This window comes from Variovorax sp. P4_D9 (genome assembly GCF_056401695.1).
Window position 1 is genome coordinate 1 of sequence record NZ_JBFUIU010000846.1, and the last position, 3,710, is coordinate 3,710.

Here is a 3,710-nt window from a genome sequence, read left to right on the forward strand (position 1 = left end):
GGCCAAGTGTGGGTGCCGGGCCGCTGGGTCTGGAACGAGCGCGACTACGTCTGGCAGGGCGGCCGCTGGCAGCAGGATCGGCCCGACTACGTCTACGCGCCTGGCCGCTGGGTGCAGGCGAGCGGCGGGTGGCGCTGGGTCGACGACCAGTGGAAGCCCGGCAAGCCGCCGAAGCAGGGCAAGCACGGCCATGGCCATGATCACGACGACGATGGCTACCATTGCCCGCCGGGGCAGGCGAAGAAGGGGCGCTGCTAGCCCGCCTTTCGCAGCCCGGCGCACCGGAGGGAAGAGGCCTCGTCTCTGCCACCGAACTTGCGAAGCGCACCGGGCGCCGCTTCCCCGGCGAATCCCCGGACTACCGTGCAGGCTGGCGTTGCTGTTCCGCCGTGCCGTCTCGGTCAACCGGCACTTCTGGGCCGAGGAGATGGGGGCCCGAGACCGCCGATCCGGGCTAGGACCCGCGCGGCGCGCCGGACCCAATGCCGATCTGGACCATCCTCGACATCACACTCGGACAGACCATGTCGTCGTCCCTGGCAGGCGCCCGATACACAGCACACTGAACCAGCCGGGGCGCCGCGAGTCGGGCTCGACCGTTTCCAGAAAGTACTCAAGATCGCTTGTCGGGGTTCCGTGACAAAAGGAAAACCTCTGGGCTGAAACGAAGGCGTGGTCTGAGCGAGCTCAGCCACTCGAACTCCTTCGTACCGAGCCGGGAATGCGCATATTCATCTGGTGCCGAGTGCGTCGCGATGGACGGCGATCACCTCGAAGGCATTGATCGGCACTCGGCGCTGGAGACGGTCTGGTGTGTCCACCTAGGGATTCCACTGTGCTCATTTTCTCTCAAGATATTTATCATATGATCAACTAAACAGCCGATGCACTGGCCCGGCCTGCGCGACTCAACCTCGAACGTCCAAGGAGACACTCCATGAAGCTGAAGGGAATCTGGTCTTTGATGGTTTCCAGCCTGGTGCTGGCGTTGGCGCCGTCCATCGCCAGCGCACAGGACGATGCGCAGACCGTGCGCATCGTGGTTCCATTCGCTGCGGGAAACGCCCTCGATGCAGCAGCCCGCGCCTTGGCTCAAAGCCTGCATCAGACGACCAAGCGTCAATACATCGTTGACAACAAGCCGGGTGCGGGCGGGCTGATCGGCACGGCAGATGTCGCCCGAGCCAAACCCGACGGATCGGTACTCCTTTTCACGACGGGCGGTCATACCACCAATGCCGCGCTCTACTCGAAGCTGCCCTACGACCCGGTCAAGGACTTCACGCCGATCACGCAGATCGACGCCTCCCCCGGATTCTTGCTGCTGGTGCGCGCCGAGTCCCCTTACCGATCGGCCGAGCAACTCATCCAGGCAGCGAAGGCAAGGCCTGGAACCATCAGTTATGGGTCGTGGGGCACGGGAAACACGACGCACCTGATCGGGGAATTGTTCACTCGATCAGCAGGGATCGATCTGCTCCATGTACCTTACAAGGGCTCGCCGCTCACGGACTTCCTCGGGGGCCATGTCGACATGACCTTTCTTGGAACGGCATTGGCGCAGCCTCTTCTTCAAGAGGGCAAAGTCAGGGCATTGGCGGTATCGAGCGACAAGCGGCTTGCGAGTCTCCCGAATGTACCGACCCTGGAGGAACTTGGCGTCAAGGGCGTCGACATTCCGGCCTGGTCGGGGCTGTTCGCTCCGGCCGGCATGCCGGCGTCGTCCGCTCAAGCGCTCCAGCGCGATATCGCGACCGCACTGCAAGGGCCCGAATACCTCGCCAACATGAAGATCCTGGGAACCACCGTCGTGGCCTCGACGCCTCAGCAGTTCTCTGCCTACGTTTCATCTGAGACCCAGAGATACAAGAAGCAATTGGCGCCGCTCGGCATCAAACTGGACTGACTTCGGGAATTCGAGGATCCAATGACAAGCGAACTGCGAGATGACATGCTGATTGATTGGAATGTTCCCATCCGGATGAGCGACGGATTGGTCTTGCGAGCGGATGTATTTCGTCCGAGCCGGGAGGGGGTGTATCCGGTCTTGATGAGCTATGGGCCGTATGGAAAAGGCTTGTCATTCCAGCGCGGATATCCGACCGCGTGGAACATCATGGTCGAGCAAAAGCCCGAAGTCCTGGAGGGTAGCAGCAACGAGTATCAGCAGTGGGAAGTCGCCGACCCCGAGAGGTGGGTGCCGCATGGATACGTCTGCATCCGTGTGGACTCAAGAGGTGCGGGGCGCTCGCCAGGCGTGATCGACTGCCAGTCTCCTCGGGAAATCGAGGATTTCTACGAATGCATCGAGTGGGCAGGGGTGCAGCCTTGGTCCAACGGCAAGGTCGGCTTGAGTGGGATCTCGTACTACGGAATGAATCAATGGCGTGTGGCGGCGATGCGCCCGCCGCACTTGGCCGCGATCATGATATGGGAGGGATCGAGCGACCCTTACAGAGAAGCCTACCGGCATGGCGGTATCGCCTGCAGCTTCTCCAAGAACTGGCTCGAGATGCAGGTCAAGCCATTGCAGCACGGAAGGGGCGAACGTGGTCCTCGCAGCGACGTGACCGGCGAAACCGTCTGCGGCCCCGAGACAATCGACGATGAGGAGCTCGCGGACAAGCGTGTCGACAGTTGGCCGGAGATCGTCGATCGCCCCCTTGATGACTCGTACTACCGCGCGAGGCGTTCGGACTTCAGTCAGATTGCCGTCCCATTGCTGTCTTGCGGCAACTGGGGTGGCCAGGGCTTGCATCTTCGAGGCAACGTGGAAGGCTATCTTGCGGCGGGATCGAAGCAGAAGTGGTTGGAACTGCACGGCGGGGCGCACTGGGTCGAGTACTACACGAACTACGGCATCGCACTGCAAAAGCGCTTCTTCGACCATTTCTTGAAGGGAGAGGAGAACGGCTGGGACCGTGAACCGCCCGTCCAGCTTCAGATCCGACATGTCGACGGGTTTGTCCCGCGCGCGGAAAGCGAATGGCCGCTGGCGCGCACGGCCTGGACCAGGCTCTACCTCGATCCGGATGCCCTCTCGCTCACCGCGGAGCAACCGACGTCAACGATGACCATCAAGTACGAAGCGCGAGGGGAGGGCATCACCTTCAAATCGGCTCCGATGCCGGCTGACACGGAGATCACCGGGCCGGCGGCATTGAAGCTCAGGMTGTCGTCGCAAACGCAGGACGCCGACGTCTTCGCRGTGCTGCGGGTGTTCGATCCGAGTGGCGACGAACTCCTTTTCTATGGGGCGCTCGATCCGAAGACACCTGTCGGCCAAGGGTGGTTGCGGGCTTCGCAGCGCAAGCTGGATGCGCGCCGCAGCTTCCCTTGGCGGCCCTATCATCCGCATGACGAGGTTCAGCCGCTGATGCCTGGGAAGGCCGTCGATCTTGACGTGGAGATCTGGCCTACCTCCGTGGTCGTGCCCAAGGGCTGGACCATCGGGCTCACCATTCTCGGCCGCGACTTCGACCACGGGCAGGCTGCAGCCGGACTGTCGAACATGAAGAACGCGATGCGGGGCTGCGGGCCTTTCCTGCATGAAGACGATGGCGATCGGCCCGCCGATGTATTTGGCAGGAGCTACACGCTGCACTTCGCCGCAGATTCGGCGCCCTATGTCCTGCTGCCGATCATCCCATCGGCTTGAGAATGGCAGGAGAGCGCAATCCGATGTGCAGGTTCGAGCGAGTGTCACCGCG

General features: G+C 62.3%; 2 protein-coding genes and 2 pseudogenes. All 4 read left to right on the forward strand.

Annotated features, from left to right (window positions below; genetic code table 11):
• Positions 1–258 (forward strand): annotated as a pseudogene (locus AC1DY5_RS46640) (hypothetical protein); the annotation flags it as partial.
• 145 nt (positions 259–403) lie between these two features.
• Positions 404–566: pseudogene (locus tag AC1DY5_RS46645) on the forward strand (DUF899 domain-containing protein); the annotation flags it as partial.
• 422 nt (positions 567–988) lie between these two features.
• On the forward strand, positions 989–1,906 hold the full coding sequence (locus AC1DY5_RS46650; RefSeq protein WP_478121170.1) for a Bug family tripartite tricarboxylate transporter substrate binding protein: 918 nt from the start codon (positions 989–991) through the stop codon (positions 1,904–1,906).
• Between the two features lie 21 nt (positions 1,907–1,927).
• Positions 1,928–3,658, forward strand: a complete 1,731-nt coding sequence (locus AC1DY5_RS46655; protein ID WP_478121171.1) for a CocE/NonD family hydrolase — start codon at positions 1,928–1,930, stop codon at positions 3,656–3,658.
• Positions 3,659–3,710: the final 52 nt, after the last annotated feature.